Raw genomic sequence first — 23138 nt, 5'->3', positions numbered from 1 at the left:
CGCACCGCCAGGCCGAAGCGAAGCGGAGGACGGCCCGAGCCGGGCTTCTTGTCTCGCGAGGAAGGCGCGGGCACCGCGCCGGGGAAGAAGGTCGGCGAAGCCGTTGCGCGTCAGAGGAAGGCTTGCGGCAAACCGCGATCGATCAAGGCCGCCGGGGTTTCTGAGACCGAGGACGAAGCGAATCATGCGCAACGAGCCGGCCAGTCATCATAGGTGTTGGCCGAGCATCTGCGGATGAAATCAGCCTCGCCATGATGTTTCATTGGCCTTCGTACCGTCCGAAGCTAGACGGGTCGCAGGGGGACGTGATGACGGTATTGGATCAGGTTCGCGGGCTGATCGAGCGGCTCTCACCGGAGCCGATCTGCGATGACTGCATCAGCGAGAAGCTGGGATTGACGGTGCGCCAACACGCCAATCACAAGACCCGCGAACTTGCCGGCACGCCTGGTTTCGAGCGTCGCAAGGACATCTGTTCGATCTGTCGCGGTGATAAGGTCGTGATCCGACGCGTCCGGAAATAGCGGGATAATATTGCGTCCGCTATGACCAAACGATTTTGCATCGGGGGACTATGTATGTCGGGGCGTCATGTTTTTCATTTCGAGATCATTCGCCGCGGTCGTCGAGCGTGGCCCGCGCTCCGAACCGTCCGCAGGTCATCGAAGCAGTTCAAGATAGCCGTGTCGGCGGGCGATCAGGCGAAGATGGAAGCGACGTCCCAACGGGCTTGGGACGCCTTAACCAACCTGTTTGAAGTTCTGCGGAACGAGCAGGATCACGGCTATCTCGCTGACGTGCATATGGCTGTTCCGGTCGGCCAACTGGTGAGATCAGCGACGTCCCAGGAACATAGCGACATGATCGCCGCTCGCAGACTTGATCGAAACCACCCTGCCTGTGGACCGCTGTCCCTACGAGACGCGCTCAATAAGGTCGCTCACTACGATGGCAGCAAGTCGACCTACCGCATCGATGGTCGCGGCGCACACTATCTCGTTCTGGGCGGTCGCTTAGGCAATGCCAACTGGATCGCTGAATTCCTGGTGTCGAAACTCTGTGCGGCGGGCGCCAGAGCCACTCGCGCCATCACGCTTACCCCAAATGCCCCCTAGCGAAGTCTCCGGGTTGACCCTTCCGCCAAAAAACCGCGCGCCGACGCCGGAACGGCGGAGGCGCGCGGCAGATTTTTTTGGGGTCCGAAGGGCGGGCGGCGTCGCCGCCGCCCGCCAATGATTAAGCCGCTTCCGCGAACGGCTCGGGTTGCTGGTCGGGGTCCGGCGTGACCGCGACATGGCGCGCGGCGACGACCTTGGCGTGGGCCGCGACGGTGCCGACGCCGCCGCGCGTGGTGTAGGCGCTCGGCGGGAACTGCATCCAGCGCGGCACCCAGCACTCGACCTTCGCCCGGCCATCGACGCCGGCAAGATGGTCGCCGATGATCCGCTTCAAGGTCTTGGACTTCTCGCCCGCATTGGCGGTGGCGACCAGCTGGCCCGCCACATCGGCGACCAACCGGCCCAGCACCTCGCGGTCGCGGATCAGCCCGAGCAGGGTGTCGTCGGCCTGCCACCAGTCGGCCATGTCGATGCCGATCTCGGTGCCGACCGCCTCGACGGCGGCGCTTCCGGCCGCCATCGTCTCGCCGATCACAACCGCGATAACCTCCATAACGGCGGGGTCCGGAAGCTCGATCAGGCGCAGGAACACACCCGCCACGCCATAGTCGTCGCCGTTTCCCCCGGTGACGGTGGGTTCCTCGGACGAGAAGCCGAGCAGGTCGAGCACCGCGCGGCGGCGCTCGTCGAACACGGCCTCGCCGCGCGCCGTCTCGACGCTCTCGCGCACTTCGTCGTTGCGGGTGGTCTGCGGCTCGGGACGCACGGTCCAGAGGTGCGAACCGACGACCGCATGGGCGACCATCAGACGCAGCGCCACCTCGGGCCGAGTCAGCAGCGCCGCGCGGACAGCGGCATGACGGTGCAGATCGACATAGGTCTGCAAGGTCGAGGTCAGTTCGGGGCGCTGCGGCTTCGGCCCCTCCGGGGCATCGCCGCTCGCGGCGCGGCGGGCTTCCTTGCGGGTCAGATAGCCCTCGTGGAAAGTCACCTCGCCGGTCGAGCGGACATCGACATAGACGCGCCCACCCTTGCGCTTCGCGGCCTTCTCATATTCCCACGAATGGAAATGCTCGGACGCCGGAACGATCACGACATCGCTCCAGCCATCTTCGATATAGCCCACGCGCCGTGCCTCGATGGCGGCGTTCTGCGCCGTCCAGAAGGCGTCCGGGTCCGCGAAATAGCGGTCGTCGCCGAACAGGTCGGCGACGACCGCGCCCGCGTAGGTGTCGAGGTCGAACAGCGCGACCTTGGCCGCGATCGACTGGCCGCCGAACAGCCACGCCTTCAACTGATGGCCGCTCGGCGCATAGGCGTCGGGGTCGTCGTGGAGCGCCAGCCACGCGCGCTGCTGGCTCTTGCTGGCAAGGGTCAGGTGGCGGACGGTGGTCCGGTCGATCTTCTCGTCACGGTAGAGATTGCGGATGCGCGGCAGCAGGTTGCCGAGCGCCAGCACGCGGCGGATGGTGAGGTCGGGAAGCCCGAAGGTGGCGGCGATGTCGTCCACCTCGCGGCCTTCCTTGACCAGCCGGGTGAAGGTTTCCCATTGCGTCACCTCGTCGGGGTCGAGCCGCGCAATATTCTCGATCAGCGAGGCTTCGAGGGCTGCGGCATCGTCGCCCGCCTCCATGATCGCGGATGGCACGCGGCCAAGCTCGGGGTCCGCGCCTTCCTCGCCCTGCGCCAACCGCGCGGCGTGGACGCGCCTGCGCCCCGCGACCAGTTCGAAGCGGCCCTCGGTGATGCCCGGTCGCAGGATGACGGGGACGATGATCCCGCGCCTGCGCACGGTCGGCAGGATGTCGGACACGTCCGGGGCCTTCTTGCTGGCCCTCATGTTCACGGCGCTGTCGTCGATGTTGCCAATGTCGATGAATTCGAGTTTCATGACTTCACTCCTTGTGAGTGCCGGTCCGTCGTTCTTTCCGGGAGGGCGGACCGGCTTACGGGTCGGCGGCAAACGGCCGCCTGCGTCATCCGGCCCCATCAGGATTTGGGGGCGGAAGCTCATTGGCTCCGGCGCTGCGAAGCTCCTGTTGGGCTGACAGGATCGACCCAGTTCGGCGGGCGATATCGGCCCAAATCGACAGCGGGTGCGGCGTCTCGAAACCTATATCGCGCTCGATGCCGAGCCCGAACGGCAGGCGAACCGAGGCGATCTCGGACAGACTGAAATAGCCGAGTTCGGGGCAGCCGAAGCCGAGGTCGGCAAGCCCGAACAAGGTGTCGTCATCCTCGTCGAGTTCGGTCGCGAGCCAAGTCGCCGGGCCGAGTGGATTGAACAGTTTGAGCACCGGCACCGGATCGGGTTCGGGCTTGCCGTCGCGCTGGGCGGCGCGGTGATTGATCGCATTGGCGCGCAGCGCGAAGCGAAGATCGGGGGTCAGGAGGATCATGCCGCGATCCTCCCTTCGATGCGCGCTTCCTGCGCTTGCGCGTAGCGGGCGAGCAGCCAGTCGGCGGCCTTGGTCGCGGCGCTGGCGGCGCGGAAGATGGCGCGATTGTCCTCGCGCAACACCTCCAGCCATGATCCAATATAGTCGGCGTGACGCACGGTCGGGACGATGCCGAGCGCGGCGCAGAGGAACGCCGATCCCATCTCGGCGACCAGTTCCTCGCGCGCATAATCCTTGCTGCCGAACGCATTTTTGAGGTCGCGCCCGAGCCGCTTTGGATGGCCGGTGGCGTGGGTCAGTTCGTGCAGGCAGGTCCGGTAATAGTTGATCTGCTCGAAGAAAGCGGGCTGCGGCGGCACCTGCACGAAATCGGGGTCCGGCGCGTAGAAGGCGCGGTCCCCGCCGATGCGGAAATCGACGCCGGATGCCGCGATCACCTCCTCGGCGACCGGCACGATCTCGCGTTCGGGCAGCGGCGCGGGATCGGATGCCAGCTCGGCCCGCAAGCCCTCGCACTGCGCGACGTTGAAGACGGTGAAGCGTTTCAGGAAGGGCACGGCGCGGGCCTCGTCGCCGTCTCGGCTGGCGCGTTCCTTCTCGGTCTCGGGGGTGAACCGGTCGGCATAGACCACGGTCACGCCATGCTCGCCCTTGCGGACGCATCCGCCCGCCTCCTGCGCCTGCCGAAAGGTCAGCCACGATTGCGAGGGCCAGCCATGCTCGATGACCGCGCCCCACAGGATCAGGATGTTGACGCCCGAATAGGTGCGGGCCGTGAGCGCGTTGCGCGGCAAGCCGGGTCCGGTCCCGCCCGTCTTCCCCCAAGGCCGAACCCACGGGAAGCGTCCCGCTTCCAACTCGGCGACGATCCGCGCGGTCACCTCGTCATAGAGGTTCGCCCGGTTGTCGGTCTGACGCTCATCGCCCGCATCCTTGCGGCGGGCACGGCGGCTGGTGGCTTCTCGCATCGCTGTCCTCCATCGCCACCCAAAAGCAGCATGCCTCCCCGGAAGGCGGGGGTGGGCGGCGAGACGCGACCAAGAGGCCCGGCTTCGAGCGGGCGAAGACACCGCAGGGCGGAACGAAGTGGAGCACCCCGAAGGGGTTGGCTTCGCCCGCGACGGGCCTAGCCGGGAGCGCCGCCCGCACCCGCCGTACCGGGAGAGGCACAGACAACGCCGCCGCGCACACGCGCGGCGTCCGCAGACACGCCAGCGATCGTCACCGCGAGGCCGAGACCCGGCACGGGGCTCGGCGGAGACCGGCGCTCAGGCGGCGGTCGAAGTAGAGCGCGGTCGCACCGTGGTGCGAGGCGCCAGGTCCTGTTTCCTAGACTATTGGCGCAGGCCGCTGCCCGAACGCCTGGATTGCCGCACCAAGCCCATCACCGACGATCGGGATCACCTTCGGTCCGTTGCTGACGGGCATCGTGAGCGATCTGCTTGGAGTCAGTCTCGGGGCAGAAGCCCTTCGCTACGCATTGCTCATCGTGAGCGCTTCCGCGGCCATCATCGGCGCAATTCTGGTCGCGCTGGCGGCAGCCACGATCGGCGGTGTCGACGTCGAGGAGGCGGCCATTAGCTGATCGCCCACCCCTTCGAGATTTCCCATCGATGCGCGGCCCTGAACATTGCCCGCGCGCCTCAGACAGGACTGCAGATGCTTCACCCGACGCTTGAAGTTCTACCGAACCCGGAATCACGATCGACAGAGGAGCGTGAAAAGCTCCTCGTTGATCCGGGGTTCGGGCGCGTCTTCACCGATCATATGGCCGTTGCGATCTGGACTCGCGGCCAAGGGTGGCACAGCGCGGCCCTGACCGCGCGCAAGCCCTTCGTGCTCGATCCGGCCGCCGGCGTGCTGCACTACGCACAGGAAATATTCGAGGGAATGAAGGCCTATCGCGCCCAGCACGGGGCCATCAATCTGTTTCGACCGGAACAGAATGCTCGCCGGTTCAACGCGTCCGCCAGGCGGATGGCCATGCCAGAGATATCGGAGGAGATGTTTCTCGAAGCGGTCGAAACGCTTGTCAGGGCCGACCGGGACTGGATTCCTGATGGCGAGGGAAGCCTATACCTGCGTCCCTTCATGTTCGCCTCCGAAGCCTTCCTGGGGGTGCGGCCGGCCGAGGAATTCACCTTCTGCGTGATCGCATCCCCTGCCGGCGCGTACTTCAAGGGCGGCAAGTCGGCGGTCTCGCTTTGGGTCTCGGATCACTTGAACCGTGCCGGCCCGGGCGGCACCGGCGCCGCGAAATGCGGCGGCAACTATGCCGCGAGCCTAGCAGCGCAGGCCGAGGCCTATGAACAGGGCTGCGACCAAGTGGTGTTTCTCGATGCGGTCGAGCATCGCTGGGTGGATGAGCTCGGCGGCATGAACCTCTTCTTCGTGTTCGACGATGGCCGAGTGGCCACTCCTCCTCTCGAAGGCACGATCCTTCCGGGAATCACGCGCGCGTCGATCATCGAGCTGCTTCGCCGTCGCGGTGTCGAGGTCAACGAGGAGTCTTATGCAATCGATCAGTGGCAGGCCGACGCGCGCAGCGGGAGGCTGAGTGAAGCCTTTGCCTGCGGCACCGCGGCTGTGGTGACCGCAGTTGGCCGGGTAAAAGGCCGAAGTGGGGATTGGACGATCGGAAACGGCGACGGGGGGACCTTCACCGCTGCGATCCGCAACGAACTGATCGGGATCCAACGCGGTCTGGTCGAAGGTCCAGATGGGTGGGTGCGGCAGGTGCGCCGCTGACCATGAAGGCGCTGATCGCTTCGATAGCCGCTTTTGAGGCGACGCTGACTGCATCCTCGGCTCGGAACGACAGCGACTTCGAGGCACACCGCAGGGATGCAATCGAGCTGCGACGCCAGATCGCTGTGCATCGCGCCGAAATCTCCACTCTTTTCGAGCAGTCGATCGCCTCCCCTGAACTGCGTGCGCAGTTTCGTGCCCGCTTTTCCGCGCTATGCTCCGCCTTGGCGCTGCATCAGGCGTCATGGCCGGTTGTCGCGATCGAGCTGGACAATCCCGACTATCAAGCCTCGCGGGATTCGACGCGCGCAAAGTATCGCGAGTTCTTCTCATGGGCCAGAACTACGCTCCGCGACCGCTGATTCAGATCATGTCGACAAGACCGCAGGCCGCGCCACCGCACTCGCGACTTGAAGATGCCCATGCGCTGCTTATGGGCTCGAGTTTCGTCGCGTTCGGGCTCGTGATCTTGAAAGCTGCGGGCCTGGTCACGGCAGGCGTGGCCGGCATTGCGCTGGTGCTGTCCTATGCGATGGGATGGCCGATTGGTTCGCTGTTCGTTGCGATCAACCTGCCATTCTTTCTCCTCGCGCAGAAGAGCATGGGCGTGACGTTCACGATCAAATCGTTCGGCGCGATGGTCATCCTGGCCGCGCTCTCGCGGTTCATACCGCTCTGGCTGCATTTGAGCAGTGTCCAGCCAGCCTTTGCCGCAATTTTCGGCGGATCGCTCATCGGGATGGGGGTTCTCTCCCTGGCGCGGCACAAGGCGAGCGTCGGCGGCATCGGCATCGTCGCCCTTCTTCTCCAGGACAGACGGGGCTGGAACGCTGGGCTCACGCAGATGATGTTCGACATGGTCATTATCGGCGTCTCGCTGCCGCTCGTCGGTCTCGCGAAGGTCGGCTATTCGATCCTGAGCGCGGTGGCCTTGAACGGCGTCATGTTCGCCTACCACCGTCCAGGGCGCTACTCGGGCTATTGAGATGATCCGGGTTCGGCGATCGCCTTACAGCGAAAATTGCGGCTGCCCCGCAGCTGAACGGCCAATGCCCCTTCGGCAATGTCATGAATTCCGATTACGGCCGACCCTATCCAAGCCAAAGAGAGGCAGCTGAATGTCGAGGGTGTTCACCCGGGAGGAATTCTACGACCTGGTGTGGTCGAAACCCATGACCCACTTGGCGAAGGAATTTGCCCTCTCGGACGTCGCCCTCCACAAGATTTGCAAGAAGCACGATATCCCGAACCCGCCACTGGGATGGTGGGCGAAGAAGGCTGCGGGAAAAGCGGTCAAGCAAACCCCATTGCCGAAAGCCAAGGCTGGCACGTCCGACAGGATCACCATCGCGGCTGGTCAATTGGGACCGGAGCCCGAGGTGATCGCGACCGCGCGCGAGAACGCCCGTCTGCTCGCATCGTCCATCGATGCGGACGCGGTTTTGCCGGTGAACCCGATCGTCGATCGGACGATCGCTCAGCTCCGCAAGGCGAAGCCTTCCTCGATCAACGGCCTCGTCACGGTCGAAGGCTTGAACGTCATCAAGGTCAGCGTCGCGCCGGCCTCGATCGACCGCCTGGAACTCGCGCTTGGTCGCATCGTGGCAGCGGCGGAAGCGCTGGGGATCAAGCTGGCGCGTGGCGAGAAATCCGCGAGCTTCCAATGCGAAGGCGAGACGATCGCCTTTTCGATCAGCGAGGGGGTCCGGCGCGAAAAGCACGTGCCGACCGAGAAGGAGCTCGCCGAGCAGGAGGCCGCCCGAAAGCGCCGCGCGCGCCGCTGGAACAATCCCAGCAGTTGGGATGACGACGATTTCAGCTTCTCGTCCTTGCGCGGCCCCGAATGGGATTATCATCCCACCGGCCAGCTCGCGTTCGAGCTGGAGAATTCATATCTGCTCGGCGGCAGCCCGCGGCGTTCGTTCAAGGATGCCAAGGTCCAGCGGATTGAGAACATGGCGAGCGACATCGCGGTGGGCATCGCCGTGCTGGCGGCGGCGAAGAAGGACGATCGTCTCAAGCGCGAGGAGCAGGCGCGAAGGGAAGCGGAGGCTCGGCGCCAGCGCGAACTCGCCCTTCGCAGGGACCATATCGCCGAGCGTCGCGGCAAGGCCTTGGATGAGGTGCTCGAAGAGATGGCCGCGCTTGATCGGCTGAGGCGGCTGGTGACAAATTTGCGCGGTGAGGAAATGTCCGGGCGCACCGGCCGTGTCGCCGAATTCCTAAGCCTAGCCGAGCGCAGGCTGGCTTCGCGCGAGGCGGCGCTTTCGGCTGACGGTCTTGAGCAGCGTTTTGAGAAGAACAGGCTGTTCGGCGACGATGACGATCATGCGTTTCGCCCGCCCTACGGCTATTATTAAGCGGCTGTCGAACGGCGTGATTTTGCCCCTATCCGGGCACGTCCAGCCTTTTCCAGACGATGTGTTGGTGCTATTGATGGTGCCGGTGATTTTCCACTGCCTATTTGCAGGGAAAATCAGCCTCTTGGGTGCCCGATGCGAGTCCTCTTCTGGCACCATTTTTCTTCCGGGCATGTTGATAAGTGTCCGGAGGATTCCCCAAAGTTTAAAAGTTTCCACGGTTGGCGCGTCAGTCGGCATCCGGGCGAATTCTGTGTATGTGACGGCATCCGACGGCATCGAAACCGACATAGAGGTGACGTCACGCTTACCGATCTGGCCGCCCGAAAAGCCGTTGCGCGCGATAAGCCCTACAAGGTGTCTTCCCTGAAAGCGCGAAAGTGCCTCACCGCATCAGGCCGCCGATCAGGTTGCGCGCGAAGCGGCCAAGGCCGGGGAAGCCGATGGCCTTGCCCAGCACATCGCCCACCGTGCCCGCCGCCGCACTGGCGGCCGAGGCCTGGGGGCTGGCGCGGCTGGTCTTGCCCTGCATTTTCTGCGCCAGGATTGAGCCGGCGCTGGCCGCTGCCGCGCCGGCGGCGGCCTTGGCGACCTTGCCACCGATGCCATCCCACAGGCCGGGGCTCTTGCGTTCCTGCCGCGCCACTTCGTCGCGGCCCTTTTCGGCCACTTCCTGCGCGGTGGCCGCCGCATCGGCAGCCTTGGCGGCCAGCACTTCGCCGGCGCTTTCCCGGTTGACGGCCGTATCGTACTTGCCGTCGCACGGTGAAATCGACTGAACGATAGCGCGTTCCTTGGCGGTCACCGAGCCCAGCCGCGAGCGCGGCGGCGCGATCAGGGTGCGCTGGACCACCGTGGGCGCGCCTTCCTCATCAAGCGTGGACACCAGCGCCTCGCCCACCTTCAGCTCGGTGATCGCGGTTTCGACGTCCAGGTCGGGATTGATGCGGAAGGTTTCCGCCGCCGCCTTGATCGCCTTCTTGTCGCGCGGGGTGAAGGCGCGCAGCGCGTGCTGGACGCGATTGCCGAGCTGGCCGGCGATATCCTCGGGAATGTCGATCGGGTTCTGCGTCACGAAATAGACGCCCACGCCCTTGGAGCGGACCAGCCGCACCACCTGCTCCACCTTGTCCTGCAAAGCCTTGGGCGCATCGTCGAACAGCAGGTGCGCCTCGTCGAAGAAGAACACCAGCTTGGGCTTGTCGGGATCGCCCACCTCGGGCAGCGCCTCGAACAGTTCGGACAGCAGCCACAGCAGGAAGGTGGCGTAGAGCTTGGGGCTCTGCATCAGCTTTTCGGCGGCAAGGATATTGATATAGCCCCGGCCCTGATCGTCGCAGCGGATGAAATCCTGGATTTCCAGCGCCGGCTCGCCGAAGAAGCGCGCCGCGCTCTGGCTGTCGAGCGCGAGGAGCTGGCGCTGGATGGTGCCGACGCTGGCCTTGGTGATGTTGCCGTACTTCGCCGAAAGCGCGGAGGCGTTCTCCGCCGCATAAGCCAGCATCGCCTGCAGGTCTTCCAGATCAAGCAGCAGCAGGCCCTGTTCGTCGGCATAGCGAAACGCGATGTTGAGCACGCCTTCCTGCGTCTCGTTCAAATCCATCAGCCGCGCCAGCAGCAGCGGTCCCATTTCCGAAATGGTGGTCCGCACCGGGTGGCCCAGTTCGCCGTAGATGTCCCAGAAGATCGCCGGATTGTCGGAATAGGCATAATCGGTGATGCCCAGCTCCTTCGCTCGCGATTCCAGCGCGTCGGCATGCTTGAACTGCGGGCTGCCGGACATCGAAATGCCCGACAGGTCGCCTTTCACGTCAGCGAGGAACACCGGCACCCCGGCGGCGGAGAACTGCTCGGCGATGGTCTGCAGGGTGACCGTCTTGCCGGTTCCGGTAGCCCCGGCGACAAGGCCGTGGCGGTTGGCGCGACCCAGCAGCAATGTCTGGCGTTCACCGTTGCCGCCCAGCCCGAGGAAGATTTCGCTCATCAGTTTCGGGCTCCCGCCATGGTTATCCGCAACCGTTGATAATGCGCGCACCGGGCCTGTGCGAGAGGGATTTTGCCACTGCGACAAATGGCCGCTAAGGGCCATTACCCTGATCCGCCATGCCCGAACCTTTCATCCTCCTCGACGACGCCCGCACCGAGGGTGCCGCATCCGCCCGGCTGCTGACCCGGCCGGTCGAGATCGTCGTGGCGCGCCATGCCGATGACGTGGCCCCGGCGCTGGCGCGGATGGAGGCGCTGTCGCGCGCCGGGCACACTCTGGGCGGCTACCTTGCCTACGAAGCGGGGCTGGCGCTGGAGCCGCGCCTGCGCCCGCTGCTGGAGGGCAAGACCGGTGCGGCCGGACCGCTGGTCTGGTTCGGTGCTTTCGAAAGCGTCGAGACGATCGCGCCCGACGCCGTGGAGCAGCGGCTGGCGGCCCTGGCCGGACAGGGCGAATCACCGCAGATCGGCCCGCTCGACCCCGCGACCGGGCTGGCGGACTACCAGGCCGGATTCACCACGATCCGCGAGGCAATCCACGCGGGCGACATCTATCAGGCCAACCTGACGATCCCGCTCAGCGGTTCGTGGCGGGGCGATCCGCTGGCGCTCTACGCCGCGATCCGCCCGGCGGCGCGCGCCGGATATGGCGGGGTGGTGTTCGACGGCTCGCACTGGCTGCTCAGCTTTTCGCCCGAACTGTTCTTCGCCCTGCGCGGGCGAAAGGTGCGGACCAAGCCGATGAAGGGCACCCGCCCGCGCGGCCCCACCCCGGCCGAAGACGCGAGCCTGCGCGCCGAACTGGAAAGTTCGGCCAAGGACCGCGCCGAAAACCTGATGATCGTCGATCTGCTGCGCAACGATCTTTCGCGCGTGGCGCAGCCAGGCAGCGTGCGCGTCGATGCGCCGTTCGCGGTCGAAAGCTTTCCCACCGTGCACCAGATGGTTTCGACCGTCAGCGCCCGGCTGGCCCCGGGCAAGACCGCACTTGATCTGCTGCGCGCGCTGTTTCCCTGCGGATCGATCACCGGCGCGCCGAAGATCAGGGCGATGGAGCTGATCGCCCGGACCGAGGCGGCCGCGCGCGGTCCCTACTGCGGCAGCATCGGCTGGATCGAACCTACTGGCGATGCGGCGTTTAATGTGGCAATCCGCACTCTGCGCCTGACGCCGGACGTTTCCGGCACGGGCGGCACGGCGGTGTTGGGGGTCGGCGGCGCGGTGGTCGCGGATTCCGAGATGCTCGGCGAATGGCGCGAGTGTCTGGTCAAAGGGGGTTTTGTGCGCGTTTCGGCCAGTGCCGCCTCTCCCGCCCGGTTCGATCTGATCGAGACGATGAAGTTCACGCCGGACGACGGCATTCCCCTGCTTGAACTGCACCTCGAACGCATCCGGGCGAGCGCGGAAACGCTGGGCTTCGCTTTCGATCGCCACGCGGTGCGCAACGCCATCCAGGCGCTGTGCTTCGATGCCGAGCGGCCGTCGAAGCTGCGCCTCGTTGCCGCGCGATCGGGGGCCTATGCGCTCGAACTGTCAGACCTGCCTGCGCCGCTGCCCGACCCGGCGGACGTGGCGGTGCTGCGCCTGCCGGTCGACAGCCGGGACTGGCGGCTGGCGCACAAGACATCGGATCGCGAATTCTACGCCAGCGCGCTTGCCATCGCGCAGCAGGCCGGCGCGCACGAGGCATTGTTCCTGCGCGATGACGGCACCGTCACTGAAGGCACGTTTACCAATCTGTTCGTCGAGCGTGACGGCGTCCTGCTGACCCCGGCAGCGGGGCTGGGCCTCCTGCCCGGCGTCCTGCGCCGCGCCCTGATCGAAGAAGGCCGCGCGATCGAGGCGGAATTGACGCTGGACGATCTGGCCGACGGCTTCCTGATCGGCAATGCCCTGCGCGGCCTCAGCCCGGCGCGGCTGCTCACCTGATGCATACCTCCACAGCACTGTCCCGCATCGCCCCGTCACAGACGGGCGCCATGACCGACCGCGCCATCGCCCTGCGCGAGGCCGGCCGCGATGTCATCTCGCTCTCGGTCGGCGAACCCGATTTCGCCACCCCGGCCCACGTCGTCGCCGCCGCCAAGGCCGCGCTCGATGCGGGGGATACCCGCTATACCGCGGTGGGCGGCACCGCGCGCCTCAAGCAGGCGGCAGTGCTGCATTTCGTCCGCGACCTCGGCATCGCTACGCAGCCGTCGCGGGTGCTGGTGACGGCGGGTGGCAAGCAGGCGATCTTCAACGCGCTGATGGCCACCGTCAGCGAAGGCGATGAAGTGATCGTGCCATCGCCGTGGTGGGTGTCCTACCCCGAAATCGTGCGCTTTGCTGGCGGCAGCGTGGTGCCGCTGATCACGCACGCCAAGGACAACTTCCGGTTCACCGCCGCCGATCTCGAAGCGCAGGTCGGGCCGCGCACCCTGTGGGTGCTGATCAACAGCCCCGGCAACCCGACCGGCGCGTGCTATCCGGCCGAGACGCTGCTGGCGATCGGCGAAGTCCTGCGCCGCCATCCGCGCGTGATGGTGATGTCGGACGATATCTACGCCCCGATCCGCTACGGCGGCGGCGCACACGCCACGCTGGCCAACTTGTGCCCGGATCTGGCGGATCGCATCCTGACCGTCTCGGGCGTATCCAAGAGCCACGCTATGACCGGCTTCCGCATCGGCGTGTCGACCGGGCCCGAATGGCTTATCAAGGGCATGGAAGCGGTCCAGTCGCATTCCACCAGCAACCCCTGCTCCATCAGCCAGGCCGCCGCCGTTGCCGCGCTGGAGGGACCGCAGGACTTCCTGCTGGACTGGCGGGAACGGTTCCGCGCCCGCCGCGACATGGTGGTGCGGGCGATCAACGCCATTCCCGGCCTTGCCACCCCGGTGCCGGACGGCGCGTTCTACTGCATGGTCGATGCCGCGCCGCTGATGGACCGGTTCGACAATGATGACGGCAAGTTGGCGCTGCACCTGCTGGAACACGGCGTAGCGCTTGTTCCGGCATCGGCGTTCGGCGGGCAGGACGGTTTTCGCATCAGCTTCGCGGCCGATGATGCGCGGCTGGAAGAAGCGCTGCGCCGCATTGCAAAGGCCCTGGCATGACCGCGATCCCCATCCTGTTCGAAGACGGCGAAGCGCTCGTCATCGACAAGCCCGCCGGGCTCCCGCTCGACCGGCCGCGCGCCGGTGGCCGCTCGCTTGACGATCATCTTGAAGACCTGCGGCTGGGCTTCCAGCGGTCCCCTGCCCCGGTGCACCGCCTCGATCGCGATACGTCCGGGTGCCTGCTGCTCGCCCGCAACCCCAAGGCGCTCAAGCGGTTTGCCGCAGCCTTCGAGGAGCGGCTGGTGGAAAAGCGCTATCTCGGCGTGGTCGCGGGCCTGGTGGCCGAGGATGCGGGGACGATCGAACTGGCGCTGTCCAAAGTCAGCACCCAGAAGGACGGCTGGCGGATGATCCCGGCACGCAAGGGCAAGCCCGCGGTCACGCACTGGCGCGTGCTGGATCGGCAGGGCGGGCTGACGCTGGTGGAATTCCGCCCGGAGACGGGCCGCACACACCAGATCCGCGTCCACGCCGCCTCCGGCCTCGGCACGCCTCTGCTGGGCGATCCGGTGTACGGTTCGGGCAAGGGAGGCCCGGGCAAGGGCGCATCGCGCACGCTGCTGCACGCCGCCGGATTGACCGTGCCGCGCGGCGACAAGCCGCCGATCGTCGCGACGAGCCCGCTGCCGGCAGATTTCGCCGCACTCGGTTTCAGCGATGGATGACGTGATCGCCCGGGCCCATGCGTTGGCGAGCGAAAGTTTCATCACCGCTTCGGGGCCGGGAGGCCAGAACGTCAACAAGGTCGCCACCGCCGTCCAGTTGCGGCTTGATGTCTATGCCTTGCGGCTGTCGCCGCCGGTATTCCACCGCTTGCGAGAACTTGCCGGAACCCGGATGACCGCGCGCGGCGAACTGGTGCTGACCGCGCGGCGGTTCCGCACCCAGGAAGCCAACCGCACCGATGCCCGCGACCGGCTGGCCGAGCTGCTGCGCGAGGCGCACAACCTGCCCGAGCAGCGCGCCAAGAGCCGCATCAACCGGGTCGGCAAGACGGAACGGCTGAAAGGCAAGAAACTGCGCGGCGCGGTCAAGGCCGGGCGCGGCAAGGTATCTTTCGACTGAGCTTTCAGTTCCCGTTGGCGGTTTGCGATGCGTCCTGCTGCGGCAAGCGGGTGCGCGACGGAGCGTAAAGCTCTGGCGGCGGGCGGCGCGCGTCGAGCATCTGCGCGGCATCATCGAGCGCGCGGGCTTCGCCCATCGTGACCCCGCCCGGTCCCGGCTCGTTATCGGCCTTGGCGCAGCCAGCCAGCGCCAGCACCGCTAACACAACGCATGATCCTCTCATGCCGCCGGTCATAGCGCGGGAAGCCGTGCCGCAAAAGCAGGAAGGTTAACGTGGTCAGCGGGTTGCTGAAGCCGGGCCTTATTCCACGACCAGGAAGTAATCAGCCGTCTGCGCGCCCTTGTTGCGCACTTCGATGGTGTAGCGCTGCGTGAACAGCGGCATCCAGTGGCACGCCAGCCGCGCATCTCGCGCTTCGCAGACCGGTTTGCGGTTGGCATCGAGTACCGTCAGTGCCAGCGGCGCGTTGCCGGGGGAGGACAGCGCGATACTGGCCTTGCGGCCGGACAGGAAGAGCTGTTCGAACCGTTCCTGGCTGCCGGGATCGACCTGCCCCGCACGATAGCCCGGCCCCAGCGGGCTGCCGCGCATCGGTGCGACACTGTCCATCCGCGCCAGCGTGCGCCAGTTGCGGACCGGATCGGCATCGACGACCAGCGGGCGCGCACCGATCGCCGCGATCTGGCGCAGTTCGACGGAAAGTTGCGCATCGTCACCGCGCGCGCTGGCCAGCGCCGCCCGGCTGAACGCCGCGGCCACCATTTCCGCCAGCGACGGCGCGCCGGGCGCAGCCAGCGGCACTTCCCCGGCCGGCGCCGCCTGCGCTGCGCCGGCCACGGCGAGCAGGATCGCTGCGGTTGCCCCGCGCACTGCCCGCCGCCGACTCGGAGATGCCGTGAAATCCTTGTTCATGCTCATAATATTTCCTCTGGCGAGACGATGAAGCAAGCACCAATTTGGCTCGGCTCGATCTTGATCTGCAGATGATGGCGCGCGGCGATGGCGCGGCATAGGGCCAGGCCCAGCCCCACCCCGCCTTCGGACAGCGATCCGCTGCCGCGCCGGAACTTTTCAAACACGGTTTCGCGTTCCGCCGGGGGGATGCCGGGCCCGTCGTCACTGACGGTGATGACCGGCCCGCGCGAGACCTTGAGCCAGACAGTGCCGTCCTGCGGCACGTACTTGAACGCATTGTCGAGCAGGTTGGTGATAAGCCGGGTGATGAGCATCTCCTCACCCTGCATGGTCACCCGGGGTTCGACCTGAAGGCGCAGGTGATGGCCCGATTCCTCAGCGCTATCGGCGTAGAGTTCGCCCAGCCGGGTCGCCAGCGCGCTCAGATCGATCGGCACCAGGCCATGGCGATCGCCCCGCCGGGTCTCGCTGGCGGCGATATCGAGCAGCGATTCGAGCATCCGGATGATTGCGCGGATTTCCACCCGCGCCTCGCCCAGGTGCGCCGATGTCTGCGCATCGGGCGAGGCCGAAAGCGCGCGCAGCAGGCGGTTGTCGAGATGCATGAGCGGGGTGCGCAATTCATGCGCGACGTGATCGGTCGTCTCACGGTTCGCGGCAGCCAGCCGGTCCAGCCGGGCCAGCGCATTGCGCGAATGGCTCATCAGTTCGTGGATCTCGTCCTTGCCTTCGGCGCGGCGGCCCAGTTCCTCCAGCGCAATATCGTTAGGGCGGCGGAAGGTCGCATTGATCCGCTCGATCCGCCCGGCCAGCCGGTGTGCGGCAAGCCAGCCGCCCAGCGCCACGAACACCACCGCCAGCATCCCGCCGATCAGGAACGCCAGCCCGACCTGCCGCAACAGCCATTCCTGATCGCGGGTTTCGTGCGCCACCAGCAGCCGCAGGTTCGGGCCAAGCTGGGTGGCGCGAGCGTAGGCGCGCCGCCGGCCATCGATCGCGATCTCGCCATCCTGCGACATCGCCGCCTGCAACCCCGGCCACTTGCGGATATCGCCGGCGATGCGCCGCCCGGCCCCGTCCGCCACCATGTAGTGCGTGGGATCGCGCTCGCGCGGCTGGAGCGCCAGCCGGTCGTTGACGCGCCGCGACAATTCGGACAGCCCCCCGCTGGCGAAGATATCGACCATCCCCGCCAGATCGACATCGACCGCGCGCATTACCGCCGCCCGATCGGCATTGCGGATGGTGCGATCGGTCAGATACCACAGGCCCGACGTGATGACGGCAGCGGTCACGATCGCCCACAGGACGATCCGGGCAAAAATCGAATGACGTAAGGCGAAGAGTCGGCTCAACTGCCGTCCAGCAACCGGTAGCCGGAACCCCAGATCGTCTCCAGCGCCGGACGGTCGAAGCCTTCTTCCAGCTTGCGGCGCAGACGGCCGATGTTGACGTCCACCACGTTGGTCTGGGGATCAAAGTTCATTTTCCACACATCGCGCAGCAGCATTTCGCGCGTGATGACGTCGCCCGCGTTCTCCATGAAGTAGCGGAACAGCTCGAATTCCTTGGGGCTGAGCGCGAGATGGCGATTTTCGCGAAAAGCTGTGCGCGCCTTCACGTGGCATTCGAACGCGCCGTAAAGGATGACGGCCGAGTGGCCGCGCCCCGAAGCCCGGCGGTGCAACGCGCGCAGGCGGGCCAGCAGTTCCTCGGCCTCGAAGGGCTTGGCCAAGTAATCGTCTGCCCCGGCATCGAGCCCCTCGGCACGGTCGCTGGTGCGGCCCAGGGCCGACAGCATCAGCACCGGCGTGCCGACGCCGCTTTCGCGCAACCGCGACAGGATCGTGATGCCGTCCAGATCGGGCAGCATGCGATCGAGGATGATGACATCGAAGCTTTGCGCGCCGGCGCGCATCAGCCCGGCGCTGCCGGTCGCCTCCCAGGTCAGCCGGTCGCCGGACTGGCCCGCCAGATCGCTGACGCTGGCGGCCGCGCGGGCGTCGTCCTCAATGTAGAGGATGTTGAGACCGCTCATGACGCGCCGATCCGATCCGCCGGCAGCTTCGATAGTGAACCCAAGTTCTTTGCCCCCAGCACGGTATTCCTGCCCACGTACCCCACCGTGCCCTGCGGCCAAGATCGAAGGAATCCCCGCCACGATGCGCCGGGCACGGGCCCGGACGCATCGGTGGCAGGGTGCCGGCGGCGATAGTCCTGCGGTTTGCCGCAAGGATGCGTCTTGCCACGCACCCCGTTCCCGGGAAGGGGAACGACCTATCCGCCACCCGGCGGGGGGTTCCGGACGCCTCACGCGTTTGGGGACTGGGACAAGACGTCCGGCACCCCGAAATTCTCTGGTGGCCCAAACAGGCCACCGCATGCGATCGGGTATCTTTGCCGGGATGCAGGATCATTGCCATGCACCCGGCAGGACATTGCTGAAGACTCGCGAGCTCATGGATCGAGCTCCATTCTCATCAGCTACCCGATTACATTGCGTAAATCGCCTTACAAAGCCTGTTAGCCTGCCCCCATGCAGCGCTACTTCGCCACCGGCGCGGCCGCCGAAGCGTTCGCCGGCAACCCGCCCAACTGGCTCACAAGCTTGGTGTAGGCATCAAGGTAGGCGAGCACGATGACCTGGCCGATCTCGGTGTTCTGGTAACCGCCACCGCCGGCCGCACCGAAGGTACCGCCAAAGAAGCCGCCCCCGCCGCCGCCGAAGCTGACATCGGACTTGCGGGCATACCCTTCTGTCAGCGCTTCTTCCACGGTAGTGCGCGAGTTCACGATCGACAGGGTGACGTTGGCTTCACCCTTCTTGATCGACAGGCCGCCGGCAATGGCACCCAGCCCGCGCCCGAACATGCCGCCAAAGCCGCCCAGCACGCCGCCGATGTTGGTGCCGCCCGAATTCTTGTTGGTCGAGACGATATCGGGCTGGAGGAAGTAATCCGCCGCCTTGATCTGGCCCTTGCCGATGTTGGAACCGCCCTGCAGTTCGCCCTGATCGGCGAGCGCGCGCTCCATCGCGCTGTTCTGCAGCGACCGACCGCGGTTGACGAGGGTGAAGCAGCCCGACTTCTGGACGAACACGCGCAGGATGGCCTCTGGGCTGCCCAGGCTCAGTTCGCGCCACCACTGGGTGTCCGGCTCGACGATGGCGACGGTGCCCAGGTTCTTGGAACAGACCGGGATATCCTGCGTCCGCTTGTCCTGCTGCTGACGCGCCGAGGACTTGCTTTCGGCCATGGCCGCCGGTGCGGCCAGAACGGCAGTAATCGTGCCAAGTCCCAAAACCAGTTTCTTCATCGCCCAACCCCCTTCGTTTCATGCCCTGACAAGTCGCGCGTGATTCGCAACTTGGCGCAAAGCGCTTGTGGCCATGCTCTATGCATCGCTCTTGCCGCATAGCAAATGACGAATGCTGTGAGAATTGCCACGCGAGTGGCGCGCGCCGCTGGTTGGACAGGGTGATAAGGCTATGGCTGCGGAGGCGGATCGTAAAGCGGCCCGACGCCCCAAATGGGCGGAAGGTCGAGATCGGTCTGATCGCACCAAGTTAGGCGGCCGGCTTTATAAGCATCGCTTTCGACAAGTTCGGAATGGACCAGCCGCATGGCCAGCATGAGTGCTTGGAGACCATCCAGACCGCACACACGCCGACGGACATCCCGTTCTGGCCAGCCAATGCTATAATGGCACTGAAACTCGCCTCCGGGTGCCCTGAATGGCGAGAAAAAGCGGACAAGCAACTCGCCGCCATCAAGCTCGAACCGGCGTTCCACAAATGGTGTTTCGATCATCGGCCTCCCTTCGCTGTAGCAGGTCTCACTTATGGCTGAGGCACCGGCACCTTTTATGAATTCACGGCTTAGGTGCGTGTGACGACTGCCATGTTATCGATCAGCCGCGCCTTGCCGATCCGCGCCGCCACTAGCAGGCGCATCGGGCGATCAATCGCGCTGTCCAGCTTTGCCAGCGCCTGTGCGTCACGCAGTTCCGCATAGTCCACCGAGGCGAAGCCGCCGGCGAGCAGGTCGTCGGCAAGCGTCGCAAGCGCGGCGTCCACCGCGCCGCCGCCTTCGATCGCGGTGATCGCCTTGCGCATCGCCGCAGGCAGGCTGGCAGCCTGGCCGCGCTGTTCCGGCGTCAGGTAGGCATTGCGCGACGAGCGGGCGAGGCCATCCTCCTCGCGCGCGGTCTGGACGCCGATGATGGCATCGACATGCGGCAATGTCAGATCAAGATCGCGGGCCATGCGGCGGATCACGGCAAGTTGCTGCCAGTCCTTTTCGCCGAACAGCGCGACATCCGGCCGGACCTGGTTGAACAGCTTGCACACGACAGTGGCCACCCCGTCGAAATGTCCCGGCCGGCTGCCGCCACACAGCCCTTCGCTGACGCCGGAAACGGAGATGTTCGTGGCGTAGCCTTGCGGATACATCGCCTCTGCGGTGGGGGCCCAGACCAGTTCGACCCCCTCGCCCGCGAGCAGCGCGCAATCGCGTTCAAGCTGGCGAGGATAGGCATCAAGGTCCTCTCCCGCGCCGAACTGGCGCGGGTTGACGAAGATCGATACCGCCACCGACCGGGCATGCCGCCGCGCCTCGCGAACCAGTGTCAGATGGCCTTCATGGAGCGCGCCCATGGTCGGCACCAGCGCGAGCGGGCCGGCTTGCCGCAGCGCGTTAACCGCACTGCGCAGTGGATCAAGGCTGTGGACGATTTGCATTGCTCGGGACTGCTCCGATATGATGGGATTGACCGGCAGATGCCCATCGCCCTAGCCGCGAGGTGCCCCGCCGGGCAATGGACAATTCCAGCCGAAGAAGGCACCAGAAAACCCGTGACAGCCCATCGCATCGTCTTCGCTAACGAAAAGGGCGGCACCGGCAAGTCCACCACCGCCGTTCACGTTGCCATCGCCCTTGCCTATCAGGGGGCGAACGTCGCCGCGATCGATCTCGATCCGCGCCAGCGCACGTTCTTCCGCTACATGGAAAACCGCGTGGAAACCGAGCAGCGCCGCGAGATCGCCCTGCCCGGCACCCGCTTCGCGGTCTACGACGGCGATGATACCGCCGAACTCGACGACCTGGCCGAGGCGATTTCGGACGGGTACGATTTCCTGATCTTCGACACCCCCGGCCGCGATGACAAGCTGGCCCGCCACGTCGCCGCATCGGCCGATACCCTCGTCACCCCGATCAATGACAGCTTCGTCGATTTCGACCTGATCGGGCAGGTGGAGAGCGAGACGTTCCGGGTGCGCAAGCTGTCGTTCTATGCCGAACTGATCTGGGACGCGCGCAAGAAGCGCAGCCAGAAGACGCTGGCCGAAGGGCGGCGCGAGATGGACTGGGTAGTGGTGCGCAACCGCGTCCAGCACGTCGAGGCGCGCAACATGCGCCGCCTTGAAGGCGCACTGACCGAACTGTCGCGCCGGGTCGGCTTCCGCATCGCCAGCGGCCTGTCCGAACGCGTCATCTTCCGTGAGCTGTTTCCATCGGGGCTGACCCTGCTGGACAAGGGCCATCTGGGCGAACTGGGCACCAGCCATCTGGTGGCGCGGCAGGAACTGCGCTCGCTGGTCAGCGGGCTCAAGCTGCCGATGCCGAACCGCCAGCTCCACTCGTTCGATGCGGCGGAGGCTGTCGCCAGCGCATGAAGCTCGTCTGGCTCATCGTCCTGTTGTGCATCCTCTACCGGCTGATCAACGCGCGGTGGCCTTGGCAATCGGCCCGGCGGCTGTCCCACGGCCGGGACCTGGCGCAGGCGCGGGCCCGCCTTGGCATCGCCCCGGCCGCCAGCCGCCGCGAAGTGGTCGAAGCGCATCGCCAGGCGCTTGCCGCCGTTCACCCGGACCGGGGCGGCAGCAGCGAACAGGTCCATGAAGTGAACGCCGCCCGCGACCTTATCCTGGCGGAGCTGGACGACCGCCCGCAACCGGACGGATGAGCCACCGCTTCCATCCCAGCGTCCTGCGCGAATACGACATTCGCGGGATCGTCGGCGAAACGCTCGGCCCGGATGATGCCCACGCCATCGGCCGCAGCTTCGCCGCCGTGCTGCGCCGCGCCGGCGGGCGCAAGGTGGCGGTAGGCTATGACGGTCGGGTCAGTTCGCCACTGCTGGAAGCGGCGTTGATCGCAGGGCTGAACGCAAGCGGGGTGGATGTGGTGCGGATCGGCATGGGGCCAACGCCCATGCTCTATTACGCCGAAGCGACCGCGGCCGATGTCCAGGGCGGTATCCAGATCACCGGCAGCCACAACCCTGCCGATCACAACGGCTTCAAGCTGGTGCTGATGGGTCGGCCGTTTTTCGGCCCTCAGATCGCCGCGCTGGGGGCAATGGCCGCTGCGGGAGACTGGGAACAGGGCTCGGGGTCGAACGAACGGCGCGAAGTTCTGGAAGCCTATGTGGATCGCATCCTGGCGGGTCTGCACGGCATCGCACCCGAAGCGCTCGCAGGATTGCGGATCGGCTGGGACGCCGGCAACGGCGCTGCGGGGCCCGCACTCGAACGGCTGGCGGCGCGCCTGCCCGGGGAGCACCACCTGCTGTTCACGCAAGTGGACGGCACGTTCCCGAACCACCATCCCGATCCGACCGAGGAGAAAAACCTTGCGGACCTGAAGGCACTGGTCGCGCGCGAACACCTCGATTTCGGCGTGGCGTTCGATGGCGATGCCGATCGCATCGGTGCGGTGGACGGCCTGGGCAGGGTGATCTGGGGCGATCAGTTGCTGATGATCTACGCCGAAGACCTGCTACGCAGGTTGTCCGGCGCGACGGTCATCGCCGACGTCAAAGCATCCGGCGCGCTGTTCGACAGCATTGCCCGGCACGGCGGCACCCCGCTGATGTGGAAGACCGGCCATTCGCTCATCAAGGCGCGGATGAAGGAAACCGGGGCCCCGCTGGCGGGCGAGATGAGCGGCCACATATTCTTCGCGGACGATTACTACGGGTTCGATGACGGTCTTTACGCCGCCGTCCGCCTGATCGCTGCGGCCGCGCGGCTGGGGCGGTCGGTCACCGAGCTGCGCGCGGCGATGCCGGAGATGTTCAACACGCCGGAGCTGCGCTTCCAGGTGGATGAAGCACGCAAGTTCGCGGCGATCGACGAGGTGAAGCAGCGGCTGATGGCCAGCGGGGCCCGGATAATCGACATCGACGGCGTGCGGGTAACCACTGCAGACGGATGGTGGCTGCTGCGGGCATCCAACACGCAGGATCTGCTCACCGCCCGCGCCGAAAGCGACACTGCCGCAGGGCTGGAACGCTTGCTGGCAGAGATCGACCGGCAACTCGCCCTATCCCGCCTGCAGCGCGGGTCATAACGCTGCAGTCCTGGTGCGATGCATCGTCGCGGACGTTCGTCAGAGCGGGTGTAGTTCGACGGGCAAGTTCACGCCGCCCTTGCCGCAACCCGG

At 66.1% G+C, this 23138-nt stretch carries 26 protein-coding genes; 15 read left to right on the top strand and 11 right to left on the bottom strand.

Going from position 1 to position 23138, the window contains the following annotated elements; genetic code table 11:
• Nucleotides 1-308: 308 nt before the first annotated feature.
• The gene (locus tag IE122_RS07045) at nucleotides 309-524 is read left to right on the top strand and encodes a hypothetical protein (RefSeq protein WP_189620405.1); all 216 of its coding nucleotides are present in this window, start codon (nucleotides 309-311) and stop codon (nucleotides 522-524) included.
• A gap of 21 nt (nucleotides 525-545) precedes the next feature.
• Nucleotides 546-1115, top strand: coding sequence for a hypothetical protein (locus tag IE122_RS07040; RefSeq protein ID WP_189620404.1), 570 nt, complete (start codon nucleotides 546-548; stop codon nucleotides 1113-1115).
• 121 nt (nucleotides 1116-1236) lie between these two features.
• On the opposite strand, the gene IE122_RS07035 is transcribed toward IE122_RS07040, so the two are convergent.
• The 3 genes from IE122_RS07035 to IE122_RS07025 form a co-directional block, all read right to left on the bottom strand.
• Nucleotides 1237-3009 (bottom strand): ParB/RepB/Spo0J family partition protein, encoded by a 1773-nt coding sequence (locus tag IE122_RS07035; RefSeq protein WP_189620403.1) that lies wholly within the window; start codon nucleotides 3007-3009, stop codon nucleotides 1237-1239.
• An 85-nt stretch (nucleotides 3010-3094) separates the two neighbouring features.
• Nucleotides 3095-3517 (bottom strand): DUF2958 domain-containing protein, encoded by a 423-nt coding sequence (locus IE122_RS07030; RefSeq protein ID WP_189620402.1) that lies wholly within the window; start codon nucleotides 3515-3517, stop codon nucleotides 3095-3097.
• The gene (locus IE122_RS07025; protein ID WP_189620401.1) at nucleotides 3514-4485 is read right to left on the bottom strand and encodes an ArdC family protein; all 972 of its coding nucleotides are present in this window, start codon (nucleotides 4483-4485) and stop codon (nucleotides 3514-3516) included. Before IE122_RS07025 ends, IE122_RS07030 begins: the two co-directional genes overlap by 4 nt.
• A 461-nt stretch (nucleotides 4486-4946) precedes the next feature.
• Here IE122_RS07025 and IE122_RS07020 point away from each other — a divergent pair, with 461 nt between their 5' ends.
• From IE122_RS07020 to IE122_RS06995, 6 genes are all read left to right on the top strand, one after another.
• Nucleotides 4947-5102: a hypothetical protein gene (locus IE122_RS07020; RefSeq protein WP_189620400.1), complete on the top strand. Its 156-nt coding sequence runs from the start codon at nucleotides 4947-4949 to the stop codon at nucleotides 5100-5102.
• 74 nt (nucleotides 5103-5176) lie between these two features.
• Entirely contained in the window at nucleotides 5177-6265 is a 1089-nt protein-coding gene (locus tag IE122_RS07015; RefSeq protein ID WP_189620399.1) for a branched-chain amino acid aminotransferase, read from the top strand.
• 2 nt (nucleotides 6266-6267) lie between these two features.
• A complete protein-coding gene (locus tag IE122_RS07010; protein ID WP_189620398.1) occupies nucleotides 6268-6627 on the top strand; it encodes a hypothetical protein in 360 nt (119 codons plus the stop codon).
• Entirely contained in the window at nucleotides 6597-7250 is a 654-nt protein-coding gene (locus tag IE122_RS07005; RefSeq protein WP_229813864.1) for a YitT family protein, read from the top strand. Before IE122_RS07010 ends, IE122_RS07005 begins: the two co-directional genes overlap by 31 nt.
• Before the next feature lie 133 nt (nucleotides 7251-7383).
• Complete coding sequence (locus IE122_RS07000) at nucleotides 7384-8625, top strand: hypothetical protein (protein WP_229813863.1); 1242 nt, start codon at nucleotides 7384-7386, stop codon at nucleotides 8623-8625.
• Nucleotides 8594-8995, top strand: a complete 402-nt coding sequence (locus IE122_RS06995) for a hypothetical protein (RefSeq protein WP_189620397.1) — start codon at nucleotides 8594-8596, stop codon at nucleotides 8993-8995. Before IE122_RS07000 ends, IE122_RS06995 begins: the two co-directional genes overlap by 32 nt.
• 15 nt (nucleotides 8996-9010) lie before the next feature.
• Here IE122_RS06995 and IE122_RS06990 read toward each other — a convergent pair whose 3' ends face one another.
• A complete protein-coding gene (locus tag IE122_RS06990) occupies nucleotides 9011-10609 on the bottom strand; it encodes a helicase HerA-like domain-containing protein (RefSeq protein WP_189620396.1) in 1599 nt (532 codons plus the stop codon).
• A 119-nt stretch (nucleotides 10610-10728) separates the two neighbouring features.
• Between IE122_RS06990 and pabB the strand changes: the two genes are divergently transcribed.
• From pabB to arfB, 4 genes are read left to right on the top strand one after another with little or no spacing between them, the layout of a single operon-like run.
• Nucleotides 10729-12540, top strand: coding sequence for an aminodeoxychorismate synthase component I (gene pabB / locus IE122_RS06985; RefSeq protein ID WP_189620395.1), 1812 nt, complete (start codon nucleotides 10729-10731; stop codon nucleotides 12538-12540).
• Entirely contained in the window at nucleotides 12540-13709 is a 1170-nt protein-coding gene (locus IE122_RS06980) for a pyridoxal phosphate-dependent aminotransferase (protein ID WP_189620394.1), read from the top strand. Before pabB ends, IE122_RS06980 begins: the two co-directional genes overlap by 1 nt.
• Nucleotides 13706-14377, top strand: coding sequence for an RluA family pseudouridine synthase (locus IE122_RS06975; RefSeq protein WP_189620393.1), 672 nt, complete (start codon nucleotides 13706-13708; stop codon nucleotides 14375-14377). The genes IE122_RS06980 and IE122_RS06975 overlap by 4 nt, the downstream gene beginning before the upstream one ends.
• Nucleotides 14370-14777: an alternative ribosome rescue aminoacyl-tRNA hydrolase ArfB gene (gene arfB / locus IE122_RS06970; RefSeq protein WP_189620392.1), complete on the top strand. Its 408-nt coding sequence runs from the start codon at nucleotides 14370-14372 to the stop codon at nucleotides 14775-14777. Before IE122_RS06975 ends, arfB begins: the two co-directional genes overlap by 8 nt.
• 4 nt (nucleotides 14778-14781) lie before the next feature.
• Here the strand turns inward: arfB and IE122_RS06965 are convergent, their stop codons facing one another.
• The 7 genes from IE122_RS06965 to panC form a co-directional block, all read right to left on the bottom strand.
• Nucleotides 14782-14973 (bottom strand): hypothetical protein, encoded by a 192-nt coding sequence (locus IE122_RS06965; protein ID WP_229813861.1) that lies wholly within the window; start codon nucleotides 14971-14973, stop codon nucleotides 14782-14784.
• Nucleotides 14974-15078: 105 nt separating this feature from the next.
• A complete protein-coding gene (locus tag IE122_RS06960) occupies nucleotides 15079-15696 on the bottom strand; it encodes a hypothetical protein (protein WP_229813859.1) in 618 nt (205 codons plus the stop codon).
• On the bottom strand, nucleotides 15693-17048 hold the full coding sequence (locus tag IE122_RS06955) for a sensor histidine kinase (protein ID WP_189620390.1): 1356 nt from the start codon (nucleotides 17046-17048) through the stop codon (nucleotides 15693-15695). The genes IE122_RS06960 and IE122_RS06955 overlap by 4 nt, the downstream gene beginning before the upstream one ends.
• Nucleotides 17045-17731, bottom strand: a complete 687-nt coding sequence (locus IE122_RS06950; protein WP_189620389.1) for a response regulator transcription factor — start codon at nucleotides 17729-17731, stop codon at nucleotides 17045-17047. Before IE122_RS06950 ends, IE122_RS06955 begins: the two co-directional genes overlap by 4 nt.
• Nucleotides 17732-18237: 506 nt before the next feature.
• Entirely contained in the window at nucleotides 18238-19008 is a 771-nt protein-coding gene (locus tag IE122_RS06945) for a CsgG/HfaB family protein (RefSeq protein ID WP_189620388.1), read from the bottom strand.
• 170 nt (nucleotides 19009-19178) lie between these two features.
• Entirely contained in the window at nucleotides 19179-19502 is a 324-nt protein-coding gene (locus IE122_RS06940; RefSeq protein ID WP_189620387.1) for a DUF6968 family protein, read from the bottom strand.
• A 68-nt stretch (nucleotides 19503-19570) separates the two neighbouring features.
• Complete coding sequence (gene panC, locus IE122_RS06935; protein WP_189620386.1) at nucleotides 19571-20431, bottom strand: pantoate--beta-alanine ligase; 861 nt, start codon at nucleotides 20429-20431, stop codon at nucleotides 19571-19573.
• A 114-nt stretch (nucleotides 20432-20545) separates the two neighbouring features.
• Here panC and IE122_RS06930 point away from each other — a divergent pair, with 114 nt between their 5' ends.
• From IE122_RS06930 to pgmG, 3 genes are read left to right on the top strand one after another with little or no spacing between them, the layout of a single operon-like run.
• Nucleotides 20546-21367, top strand: a complete 822-nt coding sequence (locus IE122_RS06930; RefSeq protein WP_189620385.1) for a division plane positioning ATPase MipZ — start codon at nucleotides 20546-20548, stop codon at nucleotides 21365-21367.
• Entirely contained in the window at nucleotides 21364-21657 is a 294-nt protein-coding gene (locus IE122_RS06925) for a J domain-containing protein (protein WP_189620384.1), read from the top strand. The genes IE122_RS06930 and IE122_RS06925 overlap by 4 nt, the downstream gene beginning before the upstream one ends.
• Nucleotides 21654-23045 carry a phosphoglucomutase/phosphomannomutase PgmG gene (gene pgmG, locus IE122_RS06920; protein ID WP_189620383.1) on the top strand — a complete coding sequence of 464 codons (1392 nt, stop codon included), beginning with the start codon at nucleotides 21654-21656 and terminating at the stop codon, nucleotides 23043-23045. Before IE122_RS06925 ends, pgmG begins: the two co-directional genes overlap by 4 nt.
• Nucleotides 23046-23138 lie beyond the last annotated feature (93 nt).

The sequence above is a fragment of the Novosphingobium colocasiae genome, assembly GCF_014652555.1.
Classification (GTDB): Bacteria; Pseudomonadota; Alphaproteobacteria; order Sphingomonadales; family Sphingomonadaceae; genus Novosphingobium; species Novosphingobium colocasiae.
Note: the sequence above shows the minus strand (reverse complement) of the source record. Positions and strands in the feature narration are given on the sequence as shown.

Excerpts from the sequence above, each read along its gene's own strand:
- IE122_RS07035 (WP_189620403.1), bottom strand. The coding sequence starts at position 3,009 with ATGAAACTCGAATTCATCGACATTGGCAACATCGACGACAGCGCCGTG.
- IE122_RS06975 (WP_189620393.1), top strand. The coding sequence starts at position 13,706 with ATGACCGCGATCCCCATCCTGTTCGAAGACGGCGAAGCGCTCGTCATC.
- IE122_RS07030 (WP_189620402.1), bottom strand. The coding sequence starts at position 3,517 with ATGATCCTCCTGACCCCCGATCTTCGCTTCGCGCTGCGCGCCAATGCG.
- IE122_RS07000 (WP_229813863.1), top strand. The coding sequence starts at position 7,384 with ATGTCGAGGGTGTTCACCCGGGAGGAATTCTACGACCTGGTGTGGTCG.
- IE122_RS06990 (WP_189620396.1), bottom strand. The coding sequence starts at position 10,609 with ATGAGCGAAATCTTCCTCGGGCTGGGCGGCAACGGTGAACGCCAGACA.
- pabB (WP_189620395.1), top strand. The coding sequence starts at position 10,729 with ATGCCCGAACCTTTCATCCTCCTCGACGACGCCCGCACCGAGGGTGCC.
- IE122_RS06950 (WP_189620389.1), bottom strand. The coding sequence starts at position 17,731 with ATGAGCGGTCTCAACATCCTCTACATTGAGGACGACGCCCGCGCGGCC.
- IE122_RS06960 (WP_229813859.1), bottom strand. The coding sequence starts at position 15,696 with ATGAGCATGAACAAGGATTTCACGGCATCTCCGAGTCGGCGGCGGGCA.
- IE122_RS06995 (WP_189620397.1), top strand. The coding sequence starts at position 8,594 with ATGCGTTTCGCCCGCCCTACGGCTATTATTAAGCGGCTGTCGAACGGC.
- IE122_RS06945 (WP_189620388.1), bottom strand. The coding sequence starts at position 19,008 with ATGAAGAAACTGGTTTTGGGACTTGGCACGATTACTGCCGTTCTGGCC.
- IE122_RS07010 (WP_189620398.1), top strand. The coding sequence starts at position 6,268 with ATGAAGGCGCTGATCGCTTCGATAGCCGCTTTTGAGGCGACGCTGACT.
- IE122_RS07015 (WP_189620399.1), top strand. The coding sequence starts at position 5,177 with ATGCTTCACCCGACGCTTGAAGTTCTACCGAACCCGGAATCACGATCG.
- IE122_RS07005 (WP_229813864.1), top strand. The coding sequence starts at position 6,597 with ATGGGCCAGAACTACGCTCCGCGACCGCTGATTCAGATCATGTCGACA.
- IE122_RS07045 (WP_189620405.1), top strand. The coding sequence starts at position 309 with ATGACGGTATTGGATCAGGTTCGCGGGCTGATCGAGCGGCTCTCACCG.
- IE122_RS06940 (WP_189620387.1), bottom strand. The coding sequence starts at position 19,502 with ATGATCGAAACACCATTTGTGGAACGCCGGTTCGAGCTTGATGGCGGC.
- pgmG (WP_189620383.1), top strand. The coding sequence starts at position 21,654 with ATGAGCCACCGCTTCCATCCCAGCGTCCTGCGCGAATACGACATTCGC.
- IE122_RS06980 (WP_189620394.1), top strand. The coding sequence starts at position 12,540 with ATGCATACCTCCACAGCACTGTCCCGCATCGCCCCGTCACAGACGGGC.
- panC (WP_189620386.1), bottom strand. The coding sequence starts at position 20,431 with ATGCAAATCGTCCACAGCCTTGATCCACTGCGCAGTGCGGTTAACGCG.
- IE122_RS06925 (WP_189620384.1), top strand. The coding sequence starts at position 21,364 with ATGAAGCTCGTCTGGCTCATCGTCCTGTTGTGCATCCTCTACCGGCTG.
- IE122_RS07040 (WP_189620404.1), top strand. The coding sequence starts at position 546 with ATGACCAAACGATTTTGCATCGGGGGACTATGTATGTCGGGGCGTCAT.
- arfB (WP_189620392.1), top strand. The coding sequence starts at position 14,370 with ATGGATGACGTGATCGCCCGGGCCCATGCGTTGGCGAGCGAAAGTTTC.
- IE122_RS07025 (WP_189620401.1), bottom strand. The coding sequence starts at position 4,485 with ATGCGAGAAGCCACCAGCCGCCGTGCCCGCCGCAAGGATGCGGGCGAT.